The organism is Lactococcus sp. AK05 (assembly GCF_041026685.1).
Taxonomy (GTDB): Bacteria; Bacillota; Bacilli; order Lactobacillales; family Streptococcaceae; genus Lactococcus; species Lactococcus lactis.
Window position 1 is genome coordinate 21,494 of the sequence record NZ_JBFTEI010000007.1, and the last position, 13,542, is coordinate 35,035.

The 13,542-nt window shown below is 35.5% G+C and carries 13 protein-coding genes; 11 read left to right on the forward strand and 2 right to left on the reverse strand.

Annotation, left to right across the window (positions count from 1 at the left end; genetic code table 11):
- Positions 1-38 precede the first annotated feature (38 nt).
- Both AB6B24_RS10865 and rpiA read left to right on the forward strand, forming a co-directional pair.
- Positions 39-725: a Crp/Fnr family transcriptional regulator gene (locus tag AB6B24_RS10865; RefSeq protein WP_311806039.1), complete on the forward strand. Its 687-nt coding sequence runs from the start codon at positions 39-41 to the stop codon at positions 723-725.
- An 83-nt stretch (positions 726-808) separates the two neighbouring features.
- Positions 809-1,483 carry a ribose-5-phosphate isomerase RpiA gene (gene rpiA, locus AB6B24_RS10870; RefSeq protein ID WP_311806041.1) on the forward strand — a complete coding sequence of 225 codons (675 nt, stop codon included), beginning with the start codon at positions 809-811 and terminating at the stop codon, positions 1,481-1,483.
- A gap of 29 nt (positions 1,484-1,512) precedes the next feature.
- Here rpiA and AB6B24_RS10875 read toward each other — a convergent pair whose 3' ends face one another.
- Positions 1,513-1,953, reverse strand: a complete 441-nt coding sequence (locus AB6B24_RS10875; protein WP_021466376.1) for an NUDIX hydrolase — start codon at positions 1,951-1,953, stop codon at positions 1,513-1,515.
- Positions 1,954-2,245: 292 nt separating this feature from the next.
- On the opposite strand from AB6B24_RS10875, the gene mreC reads away from it, so the two are divergent.
- From mreC to AB6B24_RS10920, 9 genes are all read left to right on the forward strand, one after another.
- Entirely contained in the window at positions 2,246-3,121 is an 876-nt protein-coding gene (gene mreC / locus AB6B24_RS10880) for a rod shape-determining protein MreC (RefSeq protein ID WP_047207042.1), read from the forward strand.
- Between the two features lie 93 nt (positions 3,122-3,214).
- Positions 3,215-3,742 (forward strand): rod shape-determining protein MreD, encoded by a 528-nt coding sequence (mreD, locus tag AB6B24_RS10885; RefSeq protein ID WP_012898708.1) that lies wholly within the window; start codon positions 3,215-3,217, stop codon positions 3,740-3,742.
- Between the two features lie 103 nt (positions 3,743-3,845).
- Complete coding sequence (locus AB6B24_RS10890; RefSeq protein ID WP_311929640.1) at positions 3,846-5,171, forward strand: CHAP domain-containing protein; 1,326 nt, start codon at positions 3,846-3,848, stop codon at positions 5,169-5,171.
- Between the two features lie 122 nt (positions 5,172-5,293).
- Positions 5,294-7,171 carry an asparagine synthase (glutamine-hydrolyzing) gene (gene asnB / locus AB6B24_RS10895; RefSeq protein ID WP_311805945.1) on the forward strand — a complete coding sequence of 626 codons (1,878 nt, stop codon included), beginning with the start codon at positions 5,294-5,296 and terminating at the stop codon, positions 7,169-7,171.
- A gap of 11 nt (positions 7,172-7,182) precedes the next feature.
- Positions 7,183-8,409 carry a carboxylate--amine ligase gene (locus AB6B24_RS10900; protein ID WP_010906398.1) on the forward strand — a complete coding sequence of 409 codons (1,227 nt, stop codon included), beginning with the start codon at positions 7,183-7,185 and terminating at the stop codon, positions 8,407-8,409.
- Positions 8,410-8,440: 31 nt separating this feature from the next.
- On the forward strand, positions 8,441-9,163 hold the full coding sequence (locus tag AB6B24_RS10905) for an aspartate/glutamate racemase family protein (RefSeq protein ID WP_058221288.1): 723 nt from the start codon (positions 8,441-8,443) through the stop codon (positions 9,161-9,163).
- Positions 9,153-9,896 (forward strand): C39 family peptidase, encoded by a 744-nt coding sequence (locus tag AB6B24_RS10910; RefSeq protein ID WP_103055189.1) that lies wholly within the window; start codon positions 9,153-9,155, stop codon positions 9,894-9,896. The genes AB6B24_RS10905 and AB6B24_RS10910 overlap by 11 nt, the downstream gene beginning before the upstream one ends.
- A 113-nt stretch (positions 9,897-10,009) precedes the next feature.
- Positions 10,010-11,149: a molecular chaperone DnaJ gene (gene dnaJ / locus AB6B24_RS10915; RefSeq protein ID WP_010906396.1), complete on the forward strand. Its 1,140-nt coding sequence runs from the start codon at positions 10,010-10,012 to the stop codon at positions 11,147-11,149.
- A 138-nt stretch (positions 11,150-11,287) separates the two neighbouring features.
- Entirely contained in the window at positions 11,288-11,815 is a 528-nt protein-coding gene (locus tag AB6B24_RS10920) for a YqeG family HAD IIIA-type phosphatase (protein ID WP_003132009.1), read from the forward strand.
- Between the two features lie 192 nt (positions 11,816-12,007).
- Here AB6B24_RS10920 and zwf read toward each other — a convergent pair whose 3' ends face one another.
- Positions 12,008-13,519: a glucose-6-phosphate dehydrogenase gene (gene zwf, locus AB6B24_RS10925; protein ID WP_029344581.1), complete on the reverse strand. Its 1,512-nt coding sequence runs from the start codon at positions 13,517-13,519 to the stop codon at positions 12,008-12,010.
- Between the last annotated feature and the right edge of the window lie 23 nt (positions 13,520-13,542).

Sequence of the window (13,542 nt, forward strand, 5' to 3'; positions counted from 1 at the left end):
CCTTATATAGGCGAATAAATGAACAAATTAGCGAGTAGATGAGTTTTAATAAGATGGAAGAAATGGCAAACGTAAACATTGAATATCTAATCAATACACTAGAACAAAAAAAAGTCAGTGTCGTAACACGTAAAAAGCATAGCTATATTATGTATCAAGGGATTGAGTCAGAATATATCTATGTCCTTAAAGATGGTGTAGCGAAGATTAGCAATATTTTAAGAGATGGTCGTGAATTTAATATCGCGTATGTTGCGCAGTCAGATTTTGTTTCTTTATTGGAAGAAAAACAAAATGATGGAATCTCAGCATTATTTAATGTCAGAGTGGAATCTCCAACGGCTAATTTTTATAAAATTTCGCGGAGCGATTTTTGGGATTGGGTACGCGAAGATTTAAATTTATTTAGAGTTGTTGATGATTTTTATAAAAGAAGATTAGCACTTAATTTAGAGATTCTTCAAAAAATGACAATTAATGGTAAAAAAGGAGCAGTTTGTGCTTGTCTCCATAGTTTAATTGATGATTTTGGCATTCGTAAGAAAGATGGAATTTTGATTGATTTCACAGTTACTAATGAAGATATTGCAGGCTTCTGTGGTATTTCTACAAGAAACAGTGTCAATCGTATTCTCCACGATTTAAAGGATGAGAAAGTAATTGATGTGATTGATAATAAGATCATGATTTATAATCCTCAATATTTGGAAGAATATATTAGTTAATATAAACAGATAAAAAAGCTACTTTAGGTAGCTTTTTTGTTATAATTAGGTCAGCATGATATCAAAGTATTCAAGGAGGTAAAATGGATAATTTAAAAAAACAAGTCGGCATAAAAGCGGCTGAATTTGTTAAATCGGGAATGGTCGTTGGTTTAGGAACAGGGTCAACAGCAGCCTATTTTGTCGAAGAATTGGGTCGAAGAATTGCCGAAGAACAATTGAAAATTACGGGTGTAACAACGTCCAATGTAACAAGTAGCCAAGCCAGAGCTCTTGGAATTCCTTTAGCCTCTATTGACGAAGTAGATTATGTTGATTTAACAGTTGATGGCGCAGATGAAATTGATTCTTCACTAAATGGTATTAAAGGTGGTGGAGCAGCACTTCTAATGGAAAAAATTGTTGCAACCTACTCAAAAGACTATATTTGGATTGTTGATGAAAGTAAATTATCAGAAAATCTAGGATCCTTTAAAATTCCTGTAGAAGTTATTCCTTATGGCTCACAACAAGTTTTTAAAAAATTTGAAGCGGCTGGCTATGCTCCAACATGGCGTCTAAATGAGGAAGACGAGAGATTGATAACGGATATGCATCACTTTATTATTGACCTCCATATCTCTCAAATTAAAGAACCAGAAAAACTTGCTGAAGAGCTTGATTTAATGGTTGGAGTTGTTGAACACGGCCTCTTTAATAACATGGTTAAAAAAGTGATTGTTGCTGGCAGCGAAGGCGTAAGAATAATAAATAAGTAAATAAAAAAATCGTCTTATTGACGATTTTTTTATTTCTTTAACCACTCTTGGACTCCCCATTTATGAGAGCCACGTTTGAGTTTACTAATAGCTGTTTCTGGGTCAAACCAGCTAATATGATTAAAATCTTCGAGGGGTTTGGAATCAAAGCGGACATTCTTGGTATTATAAATATAGGCGGGATTATAAAAATATTTATCACGATGCGAACTATAAAAATATTCATCTGCTTGCCCTAAAAATTCTCCAATTTCAGCGGTAGCTCCTAACTCTTCCATGAGTTCACGATGAAGTGCTTTTTCTTGATTTTCACCCGCTTCAATTTCTCCACCAGGAAGAAAATAAGCTCCATTGGGTGCCTGGACGAGACAAATTTCTTTATTCTCTCTTGCGACAATCGAATAGACACCATATCTTGCCTGATAATTTTTCTCTTCATTTTTTTCACCGAAAACTGGAATATGATTCATAAAAAATTCTCCCCAATACTGATTATTATGATAAACATAACTATTTTAAAATAGTTAAAAACCGCTTACAGAAATTTATTACTACTATTCTATCAAAATTCTGTCAAATTTGATAAAATAAGGTACGAGTAAGAAGAACTTATACGACTATCGGATTGAAAGTGAAGATTAGTTCAAAGAGATAAACGATATAAGAATTGCTTTTGCTTATGCAAAGGGCTATGTGAAATCACAGAGCTTTCAAATTTAATTTAGAGAGTTTGAAACATATTACCGAAGGGAACATAGAATAGTGAAAAAAATTAACTTAAGTAAGCTTATTATTATTGCACTCATTATCATTATTGCAGCGATGTCAGCAATTTTTATCTCTGCCAAAAATTTTAAGTCTAATCGTAATCCGTCAGCAATGACTCAAACCATTAATGATGGGACAAGTTTTGTTGACAGAGTACTTGTGGCACCTATCCACTTTGTTCAAGACAAGGCTAATGAATTGTCGAATCTGATGGATACCTACCAACAAAACCAAAGTTTAAAAACACAATTGGCAAAGTCAAAAGATGATGATAATAAATTAAGCGGCCTTGAGTCAGAAAATAAAGAGTTGAAAAAAGCTTTGAAACTCCAAGAAACTTTAACTGATTATCAAACGGTTGCTGCAAATGTGATTACTCGTGAGCCTTCTTCATGGAATGATACACTAGTGATTGATAGCGGTAGTAAGGATGGCTTGACAACAGGTATGATTGTTATGGCAAATGGTGGCGTTGTTGGTCGAGTAACTCAAGTGAATAAAAATAGTTCAAAAGTTGCACTTTTGAGTTCTTCTAAAGGAATTGATAATAAAATTCCTGTAAGAATTGAAAGTGATGGCTCACCTATTTATGGCATTTTGAGTAGCTATGATTCCCAACAAGAGGCTTATGTAGTTAAAAATATCGACTCACAAGGGGAATTTAAAAATGGAGATTCCGTCTTTACTAGTGGTCTTGGAGCGAATTCTGGTAGTCAAGGTGGAACCCCAAGTGGTTTACTTATAGGAAAGGTTATCGGTGAAAAGCAAGATAGTGATGGCCTTGGTAAAATGGTTTATATCAAACCAGAAACAAATCTCTATGATATTAGATTCGTCTTTGTGGTCAAAAGCAAAATTGACGGTCAGTAGTTTTTGCTAGATAAGTATTAATTATTATTATTTTACTTATGCAAAATAAAGCATTAATTTGTTAAAACCAACTAGAATATAAGGAATTAAGTAGTGAGTCGATTTACATTTCAATTTTTTAGTCCAATTATTCTTTTTTTACTAATGATTTTGGACGGTCAAATTACCCATATATTAACGGGGGTTAGCAGCGGGACATGGGTACCAGTGAGTCATTTGTTTTTGATATTTCTGATGTACAGTGTCACTCAGCACAGACCAAGCTATATTATCATCTTAGCGGCAGTTTTGGGGGCAATATATGATAGTTATTATCTAGGGATTTATGGAATTGCGACCTTATTGTTCCCACTTATTGCTCTTTTTATATATAATATACAGATAACCATATTTACTAATCGCTGGACACGGTTATTTACAACAATTATTATTGTGACGGCTTTTGAAGTTTTTAGTGCAATCATTATGGCAGCTTTTGGATTTGCACATTTAAACTTTATTAATTTTGTTGTTTACCAGTTAGCGCCTACACTTTTGCTCAATATTATCTTGGCTACAGCCTTGCAAATTCCTTTAGAAATCTTCTACAGATTAAAAAAAAGTCATGGAAGATACAATTAGAAAGTGTTTTGTAACCGTAAAGAAATATTTCGCCGGGGTAAGAATAGTATAATATGTTTATTCAACCGAACTTAATGGGAGGAAAAATTAAAAAATTACAGTTATGAAAAAAAAGATTATCTCAGCTATTTTAATGTCTACAGTGGTACTTTCTGCTGCAGCCCCGTTGTCAGGTGTTTACGCTGACACAAATTCAGATATTGCTAAACAAGATGCGACTATTTCAAGTGCGCAGTCTGCAAAGGCTCAAGCCCAAGCACAAGTTGATAGCTTACAATCAAAAGTTGATAGCTTACAACAAAAACAAGCAAGTACAAAAGCTCAAATTGCTAAAATCGAAAGTGAAGCAAAAGCGCTCAACGCACAAATTGCAACATTGAATGAAAGTATCGCAGAACGTACAAAGACATTGGAAGCTCAAGCACGTAGTGCTCAAGTTAACAGCTCAGCAACAAACTATATGGATGCTGTTGTTAATTCAAAATCTTTGACAGATGTTATTCAAAAAGTAACAGCGATTGCTACTGTTTCTAGTGCCAACAAACAAATGTTGGAACAACAAGAAAAAGAGCAAAAAGAACTTAGTCAAAAGTCAGAAACTGTTAAAAAGAACTATAACCAGTTCGTTTCTCTTTCACAAAGTTTAGATTCTCAAGCTCAAGAGTTGACTTCACAACAAGCTGAACTTAAAGTTGCTACTTTGAATTACCAAGCAACAATTGCTACTGCACAAGATAAAAAACAATCTTTATTAGATGAAAAAGCAGCCGCAGAAAAAGCAGCTCAAGAAGCAGCTAAAAAACAAGCAGCTTATGAAGCACAACAAAAAGAGGCCGCTCAAGCTCAAGCAGCTTCTACAGCAGCAACAACTAAAGCAGTAGAAGAAGCAACTTCAACTGTTTCATCTAGTCAAGCTTCACAATCAAGTTCAAACAGCTCAAGTAGCAATTCATCAAGCTCTAATGGTTCATCAGGTTCAAGCAGTTCTAACACTGGCGGTGGAAATTCAAATACTGGTGGAAATACTGGTAATAACACTGGCGGTGGTTCAAGTTCATCAGGCATTAATAGCACACCAATTGCTAATCCGTATGCTGGTGGTGGATGTACTGACTATGTATGGCAATACTTTGCTGCACAAGGGATCTACATCAGAAATATCATGCCAGGTAATGGTGGTCAATGGGCAACTAACGGACCTGCACAAGGTGTACTCCATGTTGTAGGAGCAGCTCCTGGTGTAATCGCATCAAGCTTTTCAGCTGATTTTGTTGGATACGCAAACTCACCTTACGGTCACGTAGCTATTGTAAAATCTGTGAATTCAAATGGTACAATTACTATTAAAGAAGGTGGATATGGCACAACTTGGTGGGGACATGAGCGTACTGTAAGTGCGTCTGGTGTAACTTTCTTGATGCCAAACTAGAGAAAAGCCTTAATAAATAAAAAAATAGTGATTTGATAGTGGGGAATAATTTTCCTTCTGTCAAATCATTTTTTATTATTGTGGTATAATAATAAGGAAAAATGATAAGGGGATAGATACAAATGTGTGGAATTGTCGGCTTTATTGACCGGATGAATCAAAACGATAAATCAAAAACTTTAGAAGAAATGATGAATACTATTGTTCACCGTGGTCCAAGTAGTTCAGGTGAATTTATTGATGAAGGTGCCGCAATTGGCTTTCGTCGTTTGAGTATTATTGACCTTGAAGGTGGAGATCAACCTATTTTCAATGAAGATAAAACTAAATTGATTACTTTTAATGGTGAAATATATAACTTCCGCGAATTACGTGAGGACCTTATCTCTAAAGGTCATGATTTTACAACTCATGCTGATACAGAAGTTCTTTTGCATGGTTATGAAGAATATGGTGTAGAACTTCTTCAAAAACTTCGTGGAATGTTCGCTTTTGTTATTTGGGATAGAGAAAAACAAGAATTGTTTGGTGCTCGTGATCATTTTGGTATCAAACCGCTTTACTATACTCAAATGGGTGGAACTTTCATATATGGTTCAGAAATTAAAAGTTTTTTGAAACATCCAAACTTCAAAAAAGAATTAAACAAAGAAGCTTTAAAACCTTACATGACTTTCCAATACTCTGCTCTTGATGAAACTTTCTTTAAAAATGTTTTTCGTATCAAAGAAGGTCATTACTTTACTTACAAAGATGGGGTCTTGGATATCAAACCTTATTGGGATATGAAAGTTGATGAAAAAGATATGAGCTTGGAAGAATCAATTGATTTGATTGATAAGACTGTTTTGGGTTCTGTTGACGCTCATAAATTTGCTGACGTAGAAGTTGGAGCTTTTGTATCAAGTGGTGTCGATTCTAGTTATGTTGCTTCAACGCTTCGTCCTGAACATACTTATTCTATTGGTTTTGGTCAAGGAACTTTCAATGAATCTAAACAAGCCAAACAATTGACTGATATGATTGGTTTGAACAATACTTCTCGTGAAATCCATGGAGATGAAGCGTTCAAGTATTTCCCACAAATTCAATATTACTTGGATGAACCAGATTCAAATCCTTCTTGTGTGCCACTCTTTTTCCTTGCAGAATTAGCAGCACGTGATGTACGTGTTGTAATGAGCGGTGAAGGTGCAGATGAGCTTTTTGCTGGTTATGAGTCTTATGGATTTAGTACAAATTCTCGTGCGGTTCGTGTTTTCGCAGAAGGTTTGAAGAAATTACCAAAATCTTTACGGTTCTCAATTGCTCGTGGTATTGAAAATAAACATTTCAAAGGTCAAAAACATCTTTATGAATCACTTGCGCCTGCTGAAGATTTCTTTATCGGTCAAGCGAAAGTATTTGATGAGTCTGAATCAGTAGAACTTTTGAAAGAAGAATTTAAAGCAGCTCCAACTGTTAAAGATATTGTTGGAAAAACTTACAAAAAGGCCCCAGAAGGTTCTGAACTTCGTAAAATGCAATATCTTGATATGCACCAATGGATGCCAGGAGATATCCTACTTAAAGCTGATAAAATGGCAATGGCACACTCACTTGAATTGCGTGTTCCACTACTTGATATTGAATTGATGCATACAGCGGAACAAATTCCTACAAAATATCTTTTGAATGAACATAATACAAAGTATGCTTTCCGTCAAGCAGCTCGTCGTCATTTACCAGAAGAATGGTCAAATCGTAAAAAATTAGGTTTCCCAGTACCAATTAAAGACTGGTTGCGAGAAGAAAAATATTATAAAGTTGTTCGTCAATTATTTGAACAAGATTTTGTTGCTGAATTCTTCGATCAAGAAAAACTCTTGAAGATGTTGGATGATAACTTTGCAGATAAAAATGATGCACGTCGTAAACTCTGGACAATTTATTCATTCTTGACTTGGTATGATGTTTACTTCATCAATAATGGTGAAAAACCTGCTGTGGTTAATTTTTAAGGGAGGTTTTTGTGTCACAAACAAATGAATTTCAACCTATCTTGTTAGGTTCTGATATCAACGTCTATGGAATGGCTCGTTCATTTCATGAAGAATTTGGAATTACTTCTCTGGCTTTAAGTGCTTCTGGATTAGCTCCAACAAAGTATTCAAAAATTGTTGAAGTACAAACTCATGAAAATTTTGACCATGAAGAAACTTTTATTCAGGTGCTTCGTGATTTTGCAAGTAAACATAAAGACAGTAAGAAGAAATATCTTTTAGTAGCTTGTGGGGACGGTTATGCCCTACTTGCTTCAAAATATCGTGAGGAGCTTTCGGAATTTTTTGAAGTGCCTTATATTGACTACGCGCTTTATCGTCAATTAGAAAATAAACCTGATTTTTATAATATCTGTGAACAATATAATTTACCTTATCCAAAAACGGTATTAGTTAATCCAAAATCAGAAATAGATACTTTAGTAGATGAGTTAACTTTCCCTTATCCAATGATTTTAAAACCAGGGAATTCTATTTCTTATTTAGATGTGCACTTTGAAGGGCAGAAAAAAGCGTTCACGATTGCATCTAACGAAGAAATGAAGTTGATGCTGCATCGTTGTTATGAAGCTGGTTATCCTGATGAGATGATTATTCAAGATTTCATTCCTGGAGGGGATGAAAATATGCGTGTTCTGAACGCTTATGTAGATAAAAATCATAAAGTTCGCATGATGTGCTTGGGTCATCCCTTACTTGAGGATCCAAGTCCAAAAGCGATTGGGAATTATGTGGCGATTTTGCCTGATTATAATCAACAAGTTTATCAACAAATTCAGGATTTTCTTGAAAAAATTGAATATACAGGCTTTGCTAATTTTGATATGAAATATGACCCACGTGATGGCTCTTATAAACTTTTTGAAATTAACTTACGTCAAGGACGAAGCTCCTTTTATGTTACTTTAAATGGTTACAATTTGACACGTTATTTAGTTGCTGACCGTATTAACAATGAACCTTTTACTGAGACAATTTATGGCAAAGGTTCAAAACTTTGGTTAGGGGTTCCTAAAAAAGTATTGCTCAAATATGTAAATCCTAGTTTTAAAGAAGAAATTCGTCGTTTTATTAATTCAGGAAACTATGGGACAACTCTATTTTATTCTAAGGATAACTCACCAAAACGTTATCTTTTGATGAAATATGCATTCCATCGCTATATTGGGGCATTTAAAACGTACTTTCACAAATAAAAATTAAGAATAAGAAGGACAGGGGGATATAATGGAAAACTTCTTTACAATCTTGGGGGGAATGGGTACTCTTGCGACTGAAAGTTTTATTCATACGCTGAATGAACGAACAGAGGCTTATCGTGACCAAGATTATTTGAATTATATCGTAGTTAATCATGCGACAATTCCTGACCGAACTGATTATATCAAGAATCCTTCATTGGAAAATCCAGAAGAAAAATTGATTGATGATATTAAGATTCACAGTCAACTTTCACCAAAATTTTTCGTTGTTCCTTGTAACACGGCTCATTATTATTTTGATGAGATGCAAAAAGCAACAGAAATTCCGATTCTACATATGCCACGCATTGCCGTTGATAGTATTAGCCATCACTTTCCAAAAGCTAAGAGGGTGGCCGTGCTAGCGACTGAAGGAACAATTTTGACAGGAGTTTATCGTAAGGCCTTGGAAGAACAAGGATATGAAGCGGTAATTCCAGATGATCAATTGCAAGAAAAGGTAAATCGCTTGATTTATCAAGAAGTTAAGGAAAATAGAAATCTTAATTTTGATCTTTATAAGGAAATTTTGTCTGATGTCGCGTCAGAAATGAATTGTGAAGTAACCATTTTAGGTTGTACAGAATTGTCAGTCTTATATGAAGCCTATGATTTGACAAAAGAGTACAATATAATAGATGCACAAGCTGAAACTGTACATCGAACAATATCTATGATGGGAAAAAAAGATTTATTAGATGACTATTAAAAAGAAAAAACTTTTTAAAAAAAGGATCGTAATTTTATTTGTTCTTGTGGCCTGTCTACTTATTTTTACTTTAATTGTAAATCCTAAGAATCAAGAAGATAAAAAATTAACATCTGCATCAAAAACTTTTGTCCAAACTGATCGTAAGGGTAAGTACGATTATGTTTTGATGAAAACTGGTGATGTTAATCAAATGACAATCGGAGCCTACCAGGGATGTGAAATTGTTTCTTTTTACAATGCATTGGTCTATTTGGATAAAACTCAGGGTAGGACGGTCACTGATTGGATTGAATCTTTGCCGTATGTGGGTTGGGGAGGTGATCCAGGAAGTGGTTATGCTGGGAATCCTTGGACGTCTGATGAAGACATCCCGGATGGCGGTTTTCCAACGATTTGGCCCACAGCTTTGATGAGTTTTGCTCAAGAAAATAATATCCAAGTTGCTGACTTATCTGGAAAAAGTATTAGCGAGATTAAAGATGTTGTTTTATCAGAACATTTAGTTGAAATGTGGGTGACGATTGATTTTGATGAACCTAATATCACTTACGATGATTATTACGGTTATAAGGTTGTAGCTAATACGCATGCTGTTATTTTAGATGGGTATAACGAAAAGAAAAATGAGTTTCATGTTACTGATCCAATAAAAGGAAAATATTGGTTGGCTGAATCTACAGTTGATTCGGTTTATAGTGGAACAAATCAATTTGCGATAGAATTTTTATAGTGTAATTAGCACTCTTATAAAAAGAGTGCTAATTTTTTTGCCAAAAATGAAAAAACGTGGTAAAATAGTGCTATTGAAAAATTGATTTAGTAAAGGAAGTGAGTAATTTAGAAATGAATAATACTGAATATTATGAACGACTAGGTGTCGATAAAAATGCCAGTCAAGATGAAATAAAAAAAGCTTATCGTAAAATGTCCAAAAAATATCACCCCGATTTAAATAAAGAAGAGGGTGCTGAAGAAAAATATAAAGAAGTTCAAGAAGCATACGAAACGCTTTCGGATGAACAAAAGCGTGCTGCTTATGACCAATATGGTGAAGCTGGAGCCAATGGCGGCTTTGGTGGCGGTGGCTTCGGCGGAGCTTCTGGTTTCTCTGGTTTCGGCGGTGGCTCAGGTGGCTTTGGTGGTTTTGAAGATATATTCTCAAGTTTCTTTGGAGGAGGTGGTGCACAAGTTAACCCTAATGCACCCCGTCAAGGAGATGACTTACAGTATCGGATAAACTTAAAATTTGAAGAAGCTATTTTTGGCGTGGAAAAACAAGTCAAATATAATCGGGAAGAACTCTGTCACACTTGTGGAGGTTCTGGAGCGAAAGCTGGCACACATCCAGAAACTTGTCATAAATGTGGTGGTCGTGGACAAATTAATGTTGTTCGTGATACACCACTTGGACGGATGCAAACACAAGTAACATGTGATGTTTGTAACGGAACAGGTAAAGAAATCAAAGAGAAATGTGAAACTTGTCATGGTTCAGGTCATGAAAAAGTGGCACATACTGTTAAGGTTACTGTACCTGCTGGTGTTGAAACTGGACAAAAAATGCGTTTGCAAGGACAAGGTGATGCTGGTGTAAATGGTGGACCTTATGGTGATTTGTATGTTGTTTTCCAAGTGGAAGCTTCAGACAAATTTGAGCGTGATGGTGCAGAAATTTACTACAAGATGCCAATGGACTTTGTTCAAGCTGCTTTAGGTGATGAAATTGAAGTTCCGACTGTTCATGGAAATGTGAAGTTGAAAATTCCTGCTGGAACACAAACAGGGGCTAATTTCCGTCTAAAAGGTAAAGGTGCGCCAAAACTCCGTGGTTCTGGTAATGGTGACCAATATGTTATTATCAATATTGTCACTCCTAAGAATTTGAATCAAGCTCAAAAAGAAGCGCTCCAAGCTTTTGCTAAAGCAAGTGGTGTTGAAGTCTCTGGTTCAGGTAAAAAAGGTTTCTTTGATAAGTTTAAATAAAAATAAAAGTAAAAGTCGCTTTTGGCGGCTTTTTTTGTTCTATCAGTAATTTTGTTCTCTATTTTTTTGCTGACAAGTTTGTCAGTATTTTTAGGGAAGAAAACAGGAATTTCTGTAAGTTTTTGATATAATAGGGGCATGAAAATTGATAATTATAAGCCTGATTATTTAGTGGAAGCTGTCTATCAACTAGACCCTAAACGTCTGCAAGCCTTGAATGTTCGTGCCGTAATGGTGGATTTGGACAATACTTTAATTGCCTGGGATAATCCTGACGGAACTCCAGAGCTTTTGGCTTGGCTTTTGGATATGCGAGAAAATGGTTTAAAAGTGGTGGTTGTATCAAATAATAAACAAGCAAGAGTTGCTCGTGCTGTGGAAAAGTTTGGTGTTCAATATATTTGGCGGGCAATGAAACCTTTTGCTTGGGGGATAAAAAAAGCCTTGAGATTGCTTGATGAGCGTCCTGAAAATGTGATTATGGTTGGTGATCAATTGATGACGGATATTAGAGCTGCTCATCGTGCCGGCGTCAGAAGTATTTTAGTCAAACCTTTAGTTGCATCAGACTCTTGGAGTACACAAGTGAATCGTTGGCGTGAACGACGCGTTTGGAAAAAATTGATTGCTCGAGATGGTGAGCCTGTGTGGAAAACAAGTTTATAAAAATAGATTTCAAAAAAGAATTTTACCTGTGGAAAAATAAATTCACAAGTAAAATCCTTTTTTTATCTTATTTTACGAATAAAAACAGAAAGTTTTCCACAGAATTGTGAAGTCTTTCCACAAATATGTGGAAAACTGTGTAAAAGTTTGTGGAAAAGATAAAAAACCTATCGTTAAGACAGGTTTTTTTCTTTATTTATTGTAGTAACCACGTTCTTGATACCATAAATCAGGTTGCCAAGCCCATTCGTGACCATTTTTTTCTAGTAAGTCAAATGCAGCTTTCGGTCCCATTGTGCGAGCCGCATAAGTTGGGAGCTCAGAAGTTTCTTTATCCCAAGCTTCTCGAATAACATCAATAAGTTCCCAGGCGCGAGCCGCTTCTTCCCAATGTGAGAAATTTGTTCCGTCTCCATTAAGGACATCTAGGAAAAGTTTTTCATATGCTTCAGGAGAGTTTCCAAGAAATTCACTATCGTGTCGGAAATTTAAACGCAAAGGTTCTAAATGGAAGCCTTGACCGGCCGCTTTTCCATTTACTGAAAGTGAAAAACCTTCAGTTGGTTGAATATAAATGGTCAAAACATTTTGAACGGATTGGTCATCGCAATTTTCTGCAAAGAGATTGTCTTTATCTTTTTTGAAAACGATATTAATACGAGTTCCTTTTTCAGTCATACGTTTTCCTGAGCGAACATAGAAAGGAACGCCTGACCAACGCTCATTATCAATGACAAATTTTCCAGCAGCGAAAGTTTCAGTTCGACTGTCTGCTGCAACAGAATCTTCTTCGCGATAACCTAGGTAATCTTCACCGTCAAAACGTCCTGCAATATATTGACCACGAACGAAGTTTTCTAAAGCTTCCTCAGAAGAATATTGACGGATTGCATTAAGGGCTTTAACTTTTTCTTTTACAATATAAGATTCATCAAATTTTTCAGGTTTTTCCATGGCAATGAGACTGAGTACTTGTAAGACATGGTTTTGAATCATATCTTTTAAAGCACCAGAAGTTTCGTAGTAACCGCCACGGTCTTCAACACCGATAAATTCGGCAAAAGTAATCTGAACGTTATCAATGTGTTGATTATTCCAAAGTGATTCAAAGATTGGATTGGCAAAACGAACGGCAGAAACGGCCTGGATCATTTCTTTTCCAAGGTAGTGGTCAATTCGGAAAATTTGTTCTTCACTAAATACTTTTGCGAGGCTGTCATTAAGTGATTTTGCCGTATCGTAGCTTGTTCCAAATGGTTTTTCAATGACGATTCTTTCAAAACCCTCACCTGTCAAAATATTTTCTGATTTAAGGTGTTCAGCGATAGTGCCAAAAAATTGAGGAGCCATTGCTAAAAAGAAGACTTGATTGCCAGCAGTTTTATACTGTTTACGCAAATTTTCACCCAAATCTTTTAAGTTAACGTAATGTGAGCTGTCGCTAACATCGTGACTTTGATAATAAAAATGACTGGCGAAATTTTCGGCTTCTGTTTTTGAGTTCATTAAATCTTTGATAGACTCTAAAACAACTTCACGATAATATTCGTTTGTCCATGGACGGCGAGCGGTACCAATGACTGCAAAATTGTCAGCTAGTTCACCTTTTTTGAAGAGGCGAAAGAGTGAAGGGTAGAGCTTTCTTTTAGCGAGGTCACCAGTTGCTCCGAAGATGGTGAAAAGTGCTTGTTTTTGTTCGGTCATATTTTTTCCTTTTTTAAAAAACA

Coding starts and splice junctions, on each gene's coding strand:
- AB6B24_RS10865 (WP_311806039.1), top strand. CDS start 39: ATGAGTTTTAATAAGATGGAAGAAATGGCAAACGTAAACATTGAATAT.
- rpiA (WP_311806041.1), top strand. CDS start 809: ATGGATAATTTAAAAAAACAAGTCGGCATAAAAGCGGCTGAATTTGTT.
- AB6B24_RS10875 (WP_021466376.1), bottom strand. CDS start 1,953: ATGAATCATATTCCAGTTTTCGGTGAAAAAAATGAAGAGAAAAATTAT.
- AB6B24_RS10890 (WP_311929640.1), top strand. CDS start 3,846: ATGAAAAAAAAGATTATCTCAGCTATTTTAATGTCTACAGTGGTACTT.
- asnB (WP_311805945.1), top strand. CDS start 5,294: ATGTGTGGAATTGTCGGCTTTATTGACCGGATGAATCAAAACGATAAA.
- AB6B24_RS10905 (WP_058221288.1), top strand. CDS start 8,441: ATGGAAAACTTCTTTACAATCTTGGGGGGAATGGGTACTCTTGCGACT.
- AB6B24_RS10910 (WP_103055189.1), top strand. CDS start 9,153: ATGACTATTAAAAAGAAAAAACTTTTTAAAAAAAGGATCGTAATTTTA.
- dnaJ (WP_010906396.1), top strand. CDS start 10,010: ATGAATAATACTGAATATTATGAACGACTAGGTGTCGATAAAAATGCC.
- AB6B24_RS10920 (WP_003132009.1), top strand. CDS start 11,288: ATGAAAATTGATAATTATAAGCCTGATTATTTAGTGGAAGCTGTCTAT.
- zwf (WP_029344581.1), bottom strand. CDS start 13,519: ATGACCGAACAAAAACAAGCACTTTTCACCATCTTCGGAGCAACTGGT.